General features: G+C 66.9%; 12 protein-coding genes. 8 read left to right on the top strand and 4 right to left on the bottom strand.

Translation table 11 applies throughout. The annotated features are described in order from the left end of the window. Positions 1-13 precede the first annotated feature (13 nt). On the bottom strand, positions 14-1,438 hold the full coding sequence (locus tag ABKS89_RS29760; RefSeq protein ID WP_348590164.1) for an aspartate ammonia-lyase: 1,425 nt from the start codon (positions 1,436-1,438) through the stop codon (positions 14-16). 211 nt (positions 1,439-1,649) lie between these two features. Between ABKS89_RS29760 and ABKS89_RS29755 the strand changes: the two genes are divergently transcribed. The 4 genes from ABKS89_RS29755 to ABKS89_RS29740 all read left to right on the top strand — a co-directional run bounded on the left by ABKS89_RS29755 (position 1,650) and on the right by ABKS89_RS29740 (position 6,821). Beyond that, positions 1,650-2,564, top strand: a complete 915-nt coding sequence (locus tag ABKS89_RS29755; protein WP_184597678.1) for a LysR substrate-binding domain-containing protein — start codon at positions 1,650-1,652, stop codon at positions 2,562-2,564. A 126-nt stretch (positions 2,565-2,690) separates the two neighbouring features. Then, the gene (locus tag ABKS89_RS29750) at positions 2,691-3,278 is read left to right on the top strand and encodes an RNA polymerase sigma factor (protein WP_348590166.1); all 588 of its coding nucleotides are present in this window, start codon (positions 2,691-2,693) and stop codon (positions 3,276-3,278) included. After that, the gene (locus ABKS89_RS29745; protein ID WP_348590167.1) at positions 3,275-4,279 is read left to right on the top strand and encodes a FecR family protein; all 1,005 of its coding nucleotides are present in this window, start codon (positions 3,275-3,277) and stop codon (positions 4,277-4,279) included. The genes ABKS89_RS29750 and ABKS89_RS29745 overlap by 4 nt, the downstream gene beginning before the upstream one ends. Before the next feature lie 115 nt (positions 4,280-4,394). After that, positions 4,395-6,821 carry a TonB-dependent siderophore receptor gene (locus ABKS89_RS29740; protein ID WP_348590169.1) on the top strand — a complete coding sequence of 809 codons (2,427 nt, stop codon included), beginning with the start codon at positions 4,395-4,397 and terminating at the stop codon, positions 6,819-6,821. A 239-nt stretch (positions 6,822-7,060) separates the two neighbouring features. On the opposite strand, the gene adhP is transcribed toward ABKS89_RS29740, so the two are convergent. Continuing rightward, entirely contained in the window at positions 7,061-8,095 is a 1,035-nt protein-coding gene (adhP, locus tag ABKS89_RS29735) for an alcohol dehydrogenase AdhP (RefSeq protein WP_348590170.1), read from the bottom strand. Between the two features lie 317 nt (positions 8,096-8,412). On the opposite strand from adhP, the gene purE reads away from it, so the two are divergent. From purE to ABKS89_RS29715, 4 genes are all read left to right on the top strand, one after another. Next, the gene (purE, locus tag ABKS89_RS29730) at positions 8,413-8,904 is read left to right on the top strand and encodes a 5-(carboxyamino)imidazole ribonucleotide mutase (RefSeq protein WP_024766741.1); all 492 of its coding nucleotides are present in this window, start codon (positions 8,413-8,415) and stop codon (positions 8,902-8,904) included. An 8-nt stretch (positions 8,905-8,912) separates the two neighbouring features. Continuing rightward, complete coding sequence (locus tag ABKS89_RS29725; protein WP_138213649.1) at positions 8,913-9,998, top strand: 5-(carboxyamino)imidazole ribonucleotide synthase; 1,086 nt, start codon at positions 8,913-8,915, stop codon at positions 9,996-9,998. A gap of 203 nt (positions 9,999-10,201) precedes the next feature. Then, entirely contained in the window at positions 10,202-10,447 is a 246-nt protein-coding gene (locus tag ABKS89_RS29720; RefSeq protein ID WP_081519143.1) for a GlsB/YeaQ/YmgE family stress response membrane protein, read from the top strand. An 85-nt stretch (positions 10,448-10,532) separates the two neighbouring features. After that, positions 10,533-11,075, top strand: a complete 543-nt coding sequence (locus ABKS89_RS29715) for a DUF3299 domain-containing protein (protein WP_138213650.1) — start codon at positions 10,533-10,535, stop codon at positions 11,073-11,075. 127 nt (positions 11,076-11,202) lie between these two features. On the opposite strand, the gene ABKS89_RS29710 is transcribed toward ABKS89_RS29715, so the two are convergent. Further along, positions 11,203-12,114, bottom strand: coding sequence for a D-hexose-6-phosphate mutarotase (locus tag ABKS89_RS29710; protein WP_348590171.1), 912 nt, complete (start codon positions 12,112-12,114; stop codon positions 11,203-11,205). A gap of 81 nt (positions 12,115-12,195) precedes the next feature. After that, a complete protein-coding gene (locus ABKS89_RS29705; RefSeq protein WP_138213652.1) occupies positions 12,196-12,876 on the bottom strand; it encodes a GNAT family N-acetyltransferase in 681 nt (226 codons plus the stop codon). Positions 12,877-12,879: the final 3 nt, after the last annotated feature.

The raw sequence follows: 12,879 nt of genomic DNA, 5'->3' as shown, positions 1-12,879 counted from the left end.
GCCGGGCGGGTGATCAGGCGCGCAGCGGAATCAGGCGCGGGGCGATCATGTTTTCCGGCAACAGGATGTCGGCCAGCGTGGCTTCGTCCAGCAGCTGTTCCTCGCGAACCAGTTCCAGTACGCCGCGGCCGGTTTCCAGCGCGATCTTGGCGATGCGGGTGGAGTTCTCGTAGCCGATGTACGGGTTCAGCGCGGTGACCAGGCCGATGCTGTGCTCCACCAGCTGGTGGCAGCGCTCGACGTTGGCGGTGATGCCGGTGATGCAATGCTCGCGCAGCATGTCCATGGCGCGCTGGAGCAGGCGGATCGAGTCGAAGATCTTGTAGGCGATCAGCGGCTCCATCACGTTCAGCTGCAGCTGGCCGCCTTCGGCAGCGATGGTCAGCGCCAGGTCGTTGCCCATGATTTCGAAGGCGCACATGTTCACGGCCTCCGGGATCACCGGGTTGACCTTGCCCGGCATGATCGAGCTGCCCGGCTGGCGCGGCGGCAGGTTGATCTCGTTGATTCCGGTACGCGGGCCGCTGGACAGCAGGCGCAGGTCGTTGCAGATCTTCGACAGCTTGACCGCGGTGCGCTTGAGCATGCCGGAGAACAGCACGAAGGCGCCCATGTCGGAGGTGGCTTCGATCAGGTCGGCGGCCGGGACGACCGGGTGGCCGCTGATTTCAGCCAGGCGCTCGACGGCCAGCTTCTGGTAGCCGGGGTCGGCGTTGATGCCGGTGCCGATCGCGGTGCCGCCGAGGTTCACTTCGGTCAGCAGCTCCGGCGCCAGGCGACGCAGGCGGTCGAGGTCTTCGCTCAGGGTGGTGGCGAAGGCGTGGAATTCCTGGCCGAGGGTCATCGGCACCGCGTCCTGCAGCTGGGTACGGCCCATCTTCAGTACGCCGGCGAACTCGACGCCCTTGGCGGCGAAGGCCTGGATCAGGCTGTCGAGGCTGGCCAGCAGGGTGTCGTGGCCGAGCAGCAGGCCCAGGCGGATGGCGGTCGGGTAGGCGTCGTTGGTCGACTGCGCCATGTTCACGTCGTTGTTCGGGTGCAGGTGCTTGTACTCACCCTTGGTGTGGCCCATGGCTTCGAGCGCGATGTTCGCGATGACTTCGTTCGCGTTCATGTTGGTCGAGGTGCCGGCGCCACCCTGGATCATGTCCACCACGAACTGGTCGTGGAAGTCACCGCGGATCAGACGGGCACAGGCTTCGCTGATGGCGGCGTGCTTGTCTGCCGGCAGGTGGCCGAGTTTGTGGTTGGCATCGGCTGCCGCCTGCTTGACCATCGCCAGGGCGACGACCAGTTTCGGGTAGTGCGACAGCGGCACGCCCGAGAGGCGGAAGTTGTTCACAGCGCGCAGGGTCTGAATGCCGAAGTAGGCGTCAGAAGGTACTTCGAGGGTGCCGAGGAGGTCTTTCTCGATGCGGAACGATGCAACAGGGGACATGACAGAGATTGTCTCAAAGGAACACGGCCAGTGCCGCGATGCCCGGTAGACTAGGGATTTCGCCTTTCGTCGGCCAATGCTGTTAAAGGCTGCCTCATGCACGAACGGCATAATGTACCCTGTGACGAATTGATGACGGCGAGCGTATGACTGTGCTACGCGCGCCCGGCTCCTGACCAATCGATCAGCGTGTGAAAGCGTTGGAGTTGACGTGAACCTCGAGACCAAATGGCTGGAAGATTTCAGCACCCTGGCCACCACCCGCAGTTTTTCCCAGGCCGCTGAAAAGCGCTTTGTCACCCAGCCGGCGTTCAGCCGGCGTATCCGCAGCCTGGAGGACGCCCTCGGCCTGACCCTGGTGAACCGCCAGCGCACGCCCATCGAGCTGACCGAGGCCGGCCAGCTGTTCCTGGTCACCGCCCGCGCGGTGGTCGAGCAGCTCGGCCAGGTGGTGCGCCACCTGCACCACCTGGAAGGCGGGCAGGGCGAGGTGCTGCAGTTCGCCGCCGCGCACTCCCTGGCGCTGGGCTTCTTCCCGGCGTGGATCGCGCGCCTGCGCTCCGAGGGCCTGAACATCGCCAGCCGCCTGGTGGCGACCAACGTCGGCGAGGCGGTGCACCTGCTGCGCGAAGGCGGCTGCGACCTGATGATGGCCTTCTATGACCCGGACGCCGCACTGCAGATGGACCCGGAAGTCTTCCCCTCGCTGCACCTGGGACGCACCGAGATGCTGCCGGTGTGCGCGGTGAACTCCGCCGGCGTGCCGCTCTACGACCTGGACAGCGGCCAGAGCGTGCCGCTGCTGGCGTACAGCGCCGGCGCCTTCCTCGGGCGCGGGGTGAACCTGCTGCTGCGCCAGCGCAACCTGCGCTACACCACTGTCTATGAAACGGCGATGGCCGACAGCCTGAAGAGCATGGCCCTGCAGGGCATGGGCGTGGCCTGGGTGCCGCGCCTGAGCATGGAGTCGGAGCTGGCGCGCGGCGAGCTGGCGCTGTGCGGTGGCCCGCACTGGATCGTCCCGCAGGAAATCCGCCTGTACCGCTGCGCCCTGGTGCGCAAGGCGCAGATCCGTCTGCTCTGGCGCAAGCTGGAAGGCGGCCTGGGGCTGGACGAGACGCCCTGATCCGCCGGTTGGAGGCGGACGACCGGGACTGTTCCGTTTATTTGATAAGCATTATCATTTGCGGCTTTCCAGGGTCTTCCCCTCGCGCCGGCTTCGGTGCGGACCGCTGGCGAGCCACCGTCCCCGATGTCCCATTCCGACCGCTCGGCCGATTCCCGTGCCGCGGACGCCCCGGCGCCCGCCGAGGCGCTGCCGCGCGAGGACTTCCTGCAGGTGTTCCTGTCCCAGCGCTCGCGCATGGAGGCGCTGGTGCAGCGTCGCGTCGGCTGCCGAGCCACCGCGGCGGACCTGGTGCAGGACCTGTTCCTGCGCTTCTGGAAGCGCCCTCAGGCGCCCGTGGAAGAACTCGGCAGCTACCTGCTGCGCAGTGCGCGCAACCTCGCCATCGACCATCTGCGTGGCGAGGACTCGCGCGGCCGCACCCTGAGCGCGCTGCTGCCCGATGACGACGATGCCCAGCCTTCGCCCGAACAAGCGGTGCAGGCCGGCGCCGACCTGGATCTCATAGAAGACGCCCTGCGCCAGTTGCCCGAGCGCACCCGCCACATCTTCCTGCTCAGCCGCGTGCACGGCCGCACCTACGGCGAGATCGCCACGGCCATGGGGCTTTCCCAGAGCGCGGTGGAAAAACATATGATGCGCGCCCTCGATGCCTGCAAGGCGAGCCTGATGCCCGCCGCGCCGGCCAATCGCCGTGGAGCCGCCGACCGATGAAGCCCGAAATCGCCACCTCGCCCGAGGACGCCCAGCGTCAGGCGCGCCAGTGGCTGCTGCGTCTGCAGGATCGCGGCGGCGAAGCCTGGCTGGGTGCTTTCCAGGCCTGGCTGGCGGCTGATCCCCGGCACGCCAGCGCCTATGCCGAAGTCGATGCGCTGTGGCAGGCCAGTGCCGCGCCGGCGCAACGGCTGGCGGCGGAGGAGGGCGATGCCTTGAACGCCTATCTCGCGCAGATGGAGCGCCCTGCTACTCGCCGTGCGCAACCCAATCACCGACGCTGGGGTTATCCGCTGGCCAGCGCCGCCTGCCTGTTGCTGATGCTCTGGGCCGGTGGCTGGTGGTCGCCGGGCAACTGGCTCACCGATCTGTCCGCCGACTACGTCAGCGCGCCGGGTGAAGTGCGCGAGATCACCCTGGACGACGGCTCGCATCTGACCCTGGATGCCGACAGCGCCGTCGCCGTCTCCCTGGATGGCGAGCAGCGCCGCGTCGACCTGTTGCGCGGCGCCGCCTCCTTTGCCGTGAAACACCTGCCGAAGCCCTTCGTGGTGCGTGCGGGCGAAGGCGAAGCGCGGGTGCTGGGCACCGAATTCGAAGTCCGTCGCCTGGGCGAGCAGACCCGCGTCACCGTCGCTGAGGGCCGCGTCTCGGTACGCGGCAGCCACGCGGTGGGCGTGCCGGAAGTAGTACTTGGCGCAGGCGAACGCGTCGGCATCGACGGCACCAGACTGGGCGATGCCCAGCCCGCCGACGCCCAGGCCGCGCTGGCCTGGCGCCAGGGTTGGCTGACCTTCTACCGCGCGCCGCTGGGCGAGGTGCTGGAGCGCCTGGGCACCTACTATCCGGGGCGCATCGTGTTGCTCGATAACGAACTGGCGCAGCGTCGGGTCAGCGGCAGTTTCCGCAGCGCCGACCCACAGGCCGCGCTGGATTCGCTGCAGGCGGTGGTGGGCTTCCGCCAGCAGCCGCTGCTCGGGCGCTTCTTGCTGATTCGCTGAGCGCGGAAAATATTTTCGAAAAAGGGATGAGGTACCGAGGCGGCTGCTCCGTGTAGTGGTCATGAATGCGATTTATTCGCATGTGAAGTCGACCTTTCGAGCAAGTGAGCCCCCGATGACCCCGCTGCGCCGCGCTGTCCCCGAACTGTCCCTGAAACCGCTCGCCGCCTTCGTGCTCGGCACCGCCCTGGTCGCCGCGCAGGCGCCGGCCGCATTGGCGGAACAAGCCGCCGCCAGTTCCGCGCTGCAGGCGAAATATGGGTTCGCCATCGCCACGCAGCCGCTGCCCCAGGCACTCAGCGAGTTCAGCCGGGTGACCGGCCTGAGCGTGGTCTACACCGATGAGGCGCCATACGACCTCAAGGCCCCGGCGGTCTCCGGCCAGCTCAGCGCCAATGCCGCGCTGAACCGTCTGCTCAGCGGTTCCGGCTACCGCTTTCGTCCTCTCGACGGCCGTACCCTGACGCTGGAGCGCCTGCCCGCCGATCCCCTGAGCCTGACCGACACCACCGTCACCGGCCAGGCCGCTGCCACCAGCTACCAGCCGGCGCCGGTGGCTTCCATCGGCCGCACCGACACGCCGGTGCTGGAAACCCCGCAGACCATCGTCACCGTCCCGGCGCAGGCGCTGCGCGACCAGAAGCCGCGCAACCTCGACGACGCGCTGGGCAACATCAGCGGCGTGACCCAGGCCAACACCCTCGGCGGCACCCAGGATGCGGTGATGAAGCGCGGCTTCGGCGACAACCGCGACGGCTCGATCATGCGTGACGGGCTGCCCTCGGTGCTGGGCCGCAACCTCACCGCCACCGCCGATCACGTCGAGGTGCTCAAGGGCCCGGCCTCCGTGCTTTACGGCATCCAGGACCCGGGCGGTGTGGTCAACGTGGTGAGCAAGAAGCCGCAGCTGCAGCAGTACAACGCCGTCACCCTGCGTGGCTCGACCTTCGCCCACGGCAAGCAGGGCAGCGGCGCGCAGATCGACAGCACCGGCGCGCTGGGTGAAAGCAATCTGGCCTATCGGCTGATCGTCGATCACCAGGACGAGAACTACTGGCGCAATTTCGGCCAGCAGCGCGAGACCCTCGTCGCGCCGTCGCTGGCCTGGTTCGGCGAGGACACCACGGTCAACCTCAGCTACGAGCACCGCGAGTTCAAGACGCCGTTCGACCGTGGCACCGCCATCGATCCACGCACCAACCGGCCGCTGGACATCCCGCGTACCCGCCGGCTGGACGAGCCGTTCAACATCACCGAAGGCCGCTCCGACCTGAGCCGCCTGGATATCGAGCACCGTCTCGACGACGCGTGGAAGGCGCACTTCGCCTACGGCTGGACCCGCGAGACCTACGACGACAACCAGGCGCGGGTGACCAAGGTGAACAGCAACGGCACCGTGACCCGCCGTGTCGACGGCACCCACGGCGCGGTGAGCAGCGACAGCTTCGCCACCGCCAGCCTGAACGGCGACCTGCAACTGGGCGGCTTTCGCCACGAGCTGGTGGTCGGCATCGACAGCGAGAAGCGCAAGATCTACCGCGCCGACCTGATCCGCGACACCAAGAACACCACGCTGAACTACCTCGACCCGGTCTATGGGCAGATTTCCCCGGCCACCAGTGTCAGCGCCAGCGACAGCGACCAGACCGACAAGCTGCGCAGCGACTCGCTGTTCCTGCAGGATTCCTGGCACCTGGACGACCACTGGATTCTGGTCGCCGGCGGGCGCTACCAGATGTACGACCAGTACGCCGGGCGCGGCCGGCCGTTCAAGGCCAACACCGACATCAGCGGGCAGAAGTGGGTGCCGCGCGCGGGTGTGCTCTACAAGGTCAACGACGAGGTTTCGCTGTATGGCAGCTACACCCAATCGTTCAAGCCCAACTCCACCATTGCGCCGCTCTCCACCGGCGAGGTGATCGACTCGGCGATCCAGCCTGAGGAGGCTTCGTCCTGGGAAATCGGCGGCAAGCTCGACATCCCCGGCCGCGTCACCGCCAACCTGGCGTTCTTCGACATCCGCAAGCGCAACGTGATGGTCACCCAGCTCGACGCCAACGGCGACAGTCGCGTCAGCACCGCCGGCAAGGTGCGCTCCTATGGCGCCGAGCTGGATGTGACCGGCCAACTGAGCGAAAGCTGGAGCCTGCTCGGCAGCTACGCCTGGCTGGACGCGGAAGTGACCGATGACCCGGAGCTGGAAGGCAACCGCCTGCAGAACGTGGCGAAGGAAACCGCCTCGCTGACGGCGGTGTACGACGCCGGCTCGCTGCTCGGCGGCGACGATCTGCGTCTTGGGGGCGGCGCGCGCTATGTGGGCAAGCGCGCGGGCGACCCGTCCAACTCCTTCGAGCTGCCGTCCTACACCGTGGCCGATGCTTTCGCCAGCTACGACACCAAGCTGGGCGGGCATAACGTCGGCTTCCAGTTCAACGTGAAGAACCTGTTCGACCGCACCTATTACCCGTCGGCCGCGAACAACCTCTACGTGGCCATCGGCGAGCCGCGGCAGTTCGAGTTCTCGACCACGGTGGAGTTCTGACCCGGAAGACGCGCTCGCTTTGCAGGGCGCATAACGGCCCCGGCGTTATCCGCCTGGCGCCGTGGTTTCACTCTGCACCGAACGGTCCCCTCTCCCTTCAGGGAGAGGGTTAGGGAGAGGGAAGGCCCTCGTGCAGGATTTCATGCAGGAGCGGACTTCATCCGCGATACCCATGCTGTCGGCGTCGCGGTTGATGGGTATCGCTGCGCTCCACGCCATCCTACGAGGGAGTGGGGGGCTTACATCTCGACGACGATCCGCCCTTCGATCTGCCCGGCGCGCATGCGGTCGAGGATGGCGTTGATGTCATCCAGCTTGCCGGAGGCGACGGTGGCCTTCACAAGGCCTTCGCCAGCGAAGTCCAGGGCTTCCTGCAGGTCGGCGCGGGTGCCGACGATGGAGCCGGTGATGTGCAGGCCCTTGAGCACCACGTCGAAGATCGGCGTGGGGAAATCGCCCGGCGGCAGGCCGACCAGCGACACGGTGCCGCCGCGACGGGCCATGCCGATGCCCTGGCCGAAGGCGCTGTTGGACACCGCCGTGACCAGCACGCCGTGGGCGCCGCCGATATCGCGCTGCACCACCTCGACCGGGTCTTCCTTCTTCGCGTTGACGGTCAGGCTGGCGCCCAGGCGCCTGGCGAGCTCCAGCTTGGCGTCATCCACGTCCACCGCCACCACATGCAGGCCCATGGCCTTAGCGTACTGCACGGCCACGTGGCCCAGGCCGCCGATGCCGGAGATCGCCACCCACTGGCCGGGGCGCGCGCCGGTTTCCTTCAGGCCCTTGTAGACGGTGACGCCCGCGCAGAGGATCGGCGCGATTTCCAGGAAGCTGACTTCCTTGGGCAGGATGCCGACGTAGTTCGGGTCCGCCAGCACATATTCGGCGTAGCCGCCGTTCACCGAATAGCCGGTGTTCTGCTGGCTCTCGCAGAGGGTTTCCCAGCCGGTCAGGCAGTGCTCGCAGCAGCCGCAGGCGGTGTACAGCCAGGGCACACCGACGCGGTCGCCTTCCTTCACGCGGGTGACGCCGGCGCCGACTGCGGCGACAAAGCCGACGCCCTCATGGCCGGGGATAAAGGGCAGGCTCGGCTTCACCGGCCAGTCGCCTTCGGCGGCGTGAAGGTCGGTGTGGCAGACGCCGGACGCCTCGATCTTCACCAGGATCTGCCCGGGGCCGGGCAGCGGGACTTTGACTTCCTCGATCCGCAGTGGCTCGCCAAAGGCGTGGACGACAGCGGCTTTCATGGTCGTGGGCAGGGTCGTGGACATTGCGCTCGCTCCTTGAAGGGTGAGGGACCTGCCCCATCCGGGCAGGTTCGTGTCAGACGAGTCTGAGCCTCTGAGCCTAGGCCATCTTGAGCTGCGGCAAGCTTTACCGAGGTCGTCGCAGGCCTTGCCGGTGCCGGAATGACGAAATCGGGACCAACGGTCATGCCCAGTGCACTGCGCCACATCCTTTGCGGTATACTGCGCCGCCTTCAAGCCGGCACTGCCCGCCGGTTTGGCCACGTACAAGCCACGCCTCCGACGAGCGTGGCTTGTTGGTTTCTGACGCGCCCAAGAGCGCACTTGAGAGAGGCACGACGATGAGCGCACTGGTTGGCGTGATCATGGGTTCCAAATCCGACTGGAGCACCCTGAGCCACACCGCAGACATGCTGGACAAGCTCGGCATTCCGTATGAAGTGAAGGTGGTTTCCGCCCACCGTACTCCGGACCTGCTCTTCCAGTACGCCGAAGAGGCCGATGGCCGTGGCATCGAAGTGATCATCGCCGGTGCCGGCGGTGCCGCCCACCTGCCGGGCATGTGCGCCGCCAAGACCCATCTGCCGGTCCTCGGCGTGCCGGTACAGTCCTCCATGCTCTCGGGCGTCGATTCGCTGCTGTCCATCGTGCAGATGCCCGCCGGCGTCCCGGTCGCCACCCTGGCCATCGGCAAGGCCGGCGCGACCAACGCAGCCCTGCTCTCCGCCAGCATCCTGGGCGCCAAGTACCCCAAATACCACGAGGCGCTGAAGCAGTTCCGCGCCACCCAGACCGAGACGGTGCTGGACAATCCCGATCCGCGCGAGGCCTGAGTACGACCATGAAGATCGGTGTCATCGGTGGCGGCCAGCTGGGCCGCATGCTGTCCCTGGCGGGCACCCCGCTGGGCATGAACTTCGCCTTCCTCGACCCGGCGCCGGACGCCTGCGCGCAAGCCCTGGGCGAGCATATTCGCGCTGACTACAGCGACCAGGATCACCTGCGCCAGCTGGCCGATGAAGTCGACCTGGTGACCTTCGAGTTCGAGAGCGTGCCGGCCGAGACCGTGGCCTTCCTCTCGCAGTTCGTGCCGGTCTATCCGAACGCCGAGTCGCTGCGCATCGCCCGCGACCGCTGGTTCGAGAAGTCCATGTTCAAGGACCTGGGCATCCCGACCCCGGCCTTCGCCGACGTGCAGTCCCAGGCCGACCTCGACGCCGCGGTGGCCAGCATCGGCCTGCCGGCGGTGATGAAGACCCGCACCCTGGGCTACGACGGCAAGGGCCAGAAGGTCCTGCGCAAGGCCGAGGACGTCACCGGCGCCTTCGCCGAACTGGGCAGCGTGCCGTGCATCCTCGAAGGTTTCGTGCCCTTCACCGGCGAAGTCTCGCTGGTGGCGGTACGCGCCCGCGACGGCGAAACGCGCTTCTACCCGCTGGTGCACAACACCCACGAGAACGGAATCCTGCGCCTTTCCGTGGCGAGCACCGAGCACCCGCTGCAGGCGCTGGCCGAAGACTACGTCGGCCGCGTGCTGGACAAGCTGCAGTACGTTGGCGTGATGGCTTTCGAGTTCTTCGAAGTCGACGGCGGCCTGAAGGCCAACGAAATCGCCCCGCGCGTGCACAACTCCGGCCACTGGACCATCGAAGGTTCCGAGTGCAGCCAATTCGAGAACCACGTGCGCGCCATCGCCGGCCTGCCGCTGGGCTCGACCGCGAAAGTGGGCGAGAGCGCCATGCTCAACTTCATCGGCGAAGTGCCGCCGGTGGCTGAAGTGCTGAACATCGCCGACTGCCACCTGCACCACTACGGCAAGGCCTTCAAGGCCGGGCGCAAGGTTGGCCACGCCACCCTGCGCAGCGCTGACCTACCGACCCTGAAGGCGCGCATCGCCGAAGTCGAGGCGCTGATCGCCAAGGCCTGACGGCCCGCCGATCCGCGTGACAGGAGAAAGCCGCGTCAATCGCTGACGCGGTTTTTTTCATGGGCGATCGGCAGACTGCTGTAAGGCCCACGAAACACTACGGGTCGCTCTGGCTCGCGGGAATACACGGAACGCGAGGCTTTCCTACACTGTCCCATGACACGCGCGAATATGCCGCGCACATCCCACAAGGAGGGACTGTCATGGGCTTCATCGGAACCATCGTCATCGGCCTGATCGTCGGACTCATCGCACGCTTTCTGAAGCCGGGCGACGACAGCATGGGCTGGATCATGACCATCCTGATCGGCATCGGCGGCTCGCTGCTGGCGACCTACGGCGGCCAGGCGCTCGGCATCTACGCGGCCGGTCAGGCTGCGGGCTTCATCGGCGCGGTGATCGGCGCCATCGTGCTGCTGGTCATTTACGGCCTGATCAAGAAGAATTGACGGTGATTTCCGCCCCTCTCCCGCCAAGGGGGAGGGCGCAGGAAGCCCCTGCCGCCTGTGCCCGACCGGGCCCTTCGAGTCCACGATGCGCCGACCACTGCTCGCCTGCTGCCTGATACTGCTGACTTCCCTGGCGTCCGCCGCCGAACTCCCCGAAACCGACTGGCTGTCCCTGATGCCGCCGAGCGACCGCAAGGCGTTGGAAGACATGCCGGAGATCACCCACAACGGCCCCGAGGCCAACGGCACCTTCACCAACAAGGGCGGGCTGAAGCAGTCCGACAAGAAGCTGCCGCAGGTGATGTACTCCACGAAAACCGTGGCCGCGCTGAACGGCAAGGCGTTGCGCCTGGGCGGCTACCCGGTGCCGCTTGAGAACGACGCCAAGGGCCGCGTCACCGAATTCTTCCTGGTGCCTTACCCAGGTGCATGCATCCACGTGCCGCCGCCGCCGCCGAACCAGATCGTGCTGGTGCGCTACCCCAAGGGCATCCAGATCGACGATATCTACAACCCCATCTGGGTCAGCGGCACGCTGAAGGTGGAGAAGGTCAGCAATGACCTGGCCGACGCGGCCTACGCCATCGACGACGCCAAGGTGCGGCCGGTGGAAGAGAGCGATCTGTAAGGTCTATCAGCGTACAACCGTATGCCGATTTTCCGCGGGCAAACGTAGGGCGAATAACCTGGAACAGGTTATCCGCCGGCCCGCCTGCGGCGGATAACGCTGGCGCGTTATGCGCCCTACGGGGCCATCAGGCCTTCAGCGGCTCACCCCAGATTTCCACGCTCATGGTCTCGCTGCGCCCCGGCGCCACGCTCAGGGCGTCGTCCATCACCCGCGCAGTCTCGATGCAGAGCATGCCGGTCCAGGCATCGTCGAGCATCTGCGACAGGCGCGCGGCCTTGTCGATCCACGGGTTCCACACCACCGCCGAGCGCGAGCCGCCGGCCTTGACGTGGATGCCGCGCTCCCACAGCGGGTCCTGGATCACCAGGGTTTTCTCCACGTCCAGGTAGACGCGGTCGGTTTCGCCGGTGAAGCGGATCAGCCCGTGCTGCTGGCGCTCCTCCCAGTTCTCCATGGCGTCCAGGTAGCGGTTGCCCTGCAGGCCTTCGATGCTTACCTGGCGGCAGTCGCTGACGGCGAAGTAGGTGTGCAGTGCCTGGGTCAGCGGCAGCGGCTTGTCGCCGAGGTTGTGGGTGGTCATTTCCAGAGTCAGGCGTTCGCCGAAGCGCATCACCAGCTCCAGCCGCGCCGAGTGAGCCCAGCCGGGCAGGCCCTGGCTTGCGTCGTAGCTGAAGTGCACCGACAGCTGGCCGAGCTCGTCGGCAATGTCGTCCAGCTGCCAGTCGAGGGCGCGCACCAGGCCGTGGGCCGGCGGCTTGTCGCCCTGGAAGGCGGTGCGGATGTCCACCGGGTTGCGGTCCAGGTTGCCGAACCATGGCCAGCACACCGGCACGCCGCCGCGCACGGATTGGCCGTGGCGGTACTCGGCGGTCTCGCTCAGCCACACCAGCGGCGGCTGTTCGTGGGGCTGGTAACTGAGCAGTTGCGCACCCTGCTGGGCGATCAGGGCTTCACCATGGGCGGTGTGGATGCGCCAGCAGGACAGTTGATCGATCTGTACCTGCTCGACGCGGGGAGTCTGGATGTCGCTGCTCATGGGGGTCTCCGGGACTGCGCTGCGAAAGTTTCAGTATCACCGATCCTTCGCGCAGCGGGCAGTTCCCGGAGAATGAAAAGATCAGCTCTGGCGCAGGTCTTCGAGCCGTTCGCGCTGCTGACCGTCGGCATCGAGGTTGGCGGCGTCCAGCCAGCGTTCGAAGGCCCGCTGGCAACGCGGCCACTCGCTGTCGATGATGGAAAACCACGCGGTATCGCGGTTGCGGTCCTTGACCACCGTGGCCTGACGGAAGGTGCCCTCGAAGACGAAGCCCAGGCGCACGGCAGCGCGCATGGAGCGGGCATTGAGCGCGTTGCACTTCCATTCCAGGCGGCGGTAGCCCATTTCGAAGGCCCAGCGGGCCAGCAGGTAGACCGCTTCGGTGGAGGCGGGCGAGCGCTGCATCACGCGGCCGTAGGCGATGTGGCCGATCTCGATGCTGCCGTCTTTCGGGAAGATCCGCAGGTAGCTGAGCAGGCCAACGGCACGGCCGCTGGTGCGGTCGATCACGGCGAAGAACAGCGGGTCGTTGCTCGCCGCGTTGCCCGCCAGCCAGGCATCGAAGGGCGCGCGCTCGGGGAAGGGGCCGTAGGGCAGGTAGTCCCACAGCAGCGGATCGGAATCCGGACCTTGCAGTGCCTGCCACAGGTCGTCGCCGTGGAGGGCGACGTCCAGCGCTACGAGGTTGATGTAGCGGCCGGTCAGGGTACGGCGTTCAGGGCTGGCGGCGGGGCGCCAGTTCAGCAGGGGTTGTTCGTTCATGGG

This window comes from Pseudomonas sp. LABIM340 (assembly GCF_040017195.2).
In the GTDB taxonomy this organism is placed as follows: Bacteria; Pseudomonadota; Gammaproteobacteria; order Pseudomonadales; family Pseudomonadaceae; genus Pseudomonas.
The sequence above is the reverse complement of the archived record's forward strand: the minus strand, read 5'-3'. Positions and strand labels throughout refer to the sequence as shown.

Coding starts and splice junctions, on each gene's coding strand:
- ABKS89_RS29705 (WP_138213652.1), bottom strand. CDS start 12,876: ATGAACGAACAACCCCTGCTGAACTGGCGCCCCGCCGCCAGCCCTGAA.
- purE (WP_024766741.1), top strand. CDS start 8,413: ATGAGCGCACTGGTTGGCGTGATCATGGGTTCCAAATCCGACTGGAGC.
- ABKS89_RS29740 (WP_348590169.1), top strand. CDS start 4,395: ATGACCCCGCTGCGCCGCGCTGTCCCCGAACTGTCCCTGAAACCGCTC.
- ABKS89_RS29710 (WP_348590171.1), bottom strand. CDS start 12,114: ATGAGCAGCGACATCCAGACTCCCCGCGTCGAGCAGGTACAGATCGAT.
- ABKS89_RS29750 (WP_348590166.1), top strand. CDS start 2,691: ATGTCCCATTCCGACCGCTCGGCCGATTCCCGTGCCGCGGACGCCCCG.
- ABKS89_RS29745 (WP_348590167.1), top strand. CDS start 3,275: ATGAAGCCCGAAATCGCCACCTCGCCCGAGGACGCCCAGCGTCAGGCG.
- adhP (WP_348590170.1), bottom strand. CDS start 8,095: ATGTCCACGACCCTGCCCACGACCATGAAAGCCGCTGTCGTCCACGCC.
- ABKS89_RS29720 (WP_081519143.1), top strand. CDS start 10,202: ATGGGCTTCATCGGAACCATCGTCATCGGCCTGATCGTCGGACTCATC.
- ABKS89_RS29715 (WP_138213650.1), top strand. CDS start 10,533: ATGCGCCGACCACTGCTCGCCTGCTGCCTGATACTGCTGACTTCCCTG.
- ABKS89_RS29760 (WP_348590164.1), bottom strand. CDS start 1,438: ATGTCCCCTGTTGCATCGTTCCGCATCGAGAAAGACCTCCTCGGCACC.
- ABKS89_RS29725 (WP_138213649.1), top strand. CDS start 8,913: ATGAAGATCGGTGTCATCGGTGGCGGCCAGCTGGGCCGCATGCTGTCC.